Source organism: Salifodinibacter halophilus (assembly GCA_012999515.1).
Classification (GTDB): domain Bacteria; phylum Pseudomonadota; class Gammaproteobacteria; order Nevskiales; family Salinisphaeraceae; genus Salifodinibacter; species Salifodinibacter halophilus.
In genome coordinates this window covers 1-274 of the sequence record JABEEB010000230.1, presented here as the reverse complement: position 1 = coordinate 274, position 274 = coordinate 1, and the positions used below count along the sequence as shown (strand labels likewise).

The window sequence follows — 274 nt, the reverse complement described above, 5'->3', positions numbered from 1 at the left end:
CACGAGCCGGTGTACAGCCCGGCGCCGTCGAAGCCCGCGTGCGTCAACGCCAGCAGGTGATGGCAGGCGGTGACGCCGGAGCCGCACATCGCCGCGACCTGTTGCGGCGCGCGCCCCTGCAGCAGCGGCGCGAACTCCTGCGCCAGCGCCTGCGGCGACTTGAAGCGGCCGTCTTCCAGGTTCAGCGCGAACGCGCGGTTGCGCGCGCCGGGCACGTGGCCGGCGACCTTGTCCAAGGGTTCGACTTCGCCGCGGAAACGCTCGCCCGCGCGCG

Annotated in this window: 1 protein-coding gene; it reads right to left on the bottom strand. The window is 74.1% G+C overall.

The window, feature by feature from the left end; translation table 11 throughout:
- On the bottom strand, positions 1–274 hold a 274-nt coding region (locus tag HKX41_11445; protein ID NNC24746.1), incomplete at both ends, for a sulfurtransferase.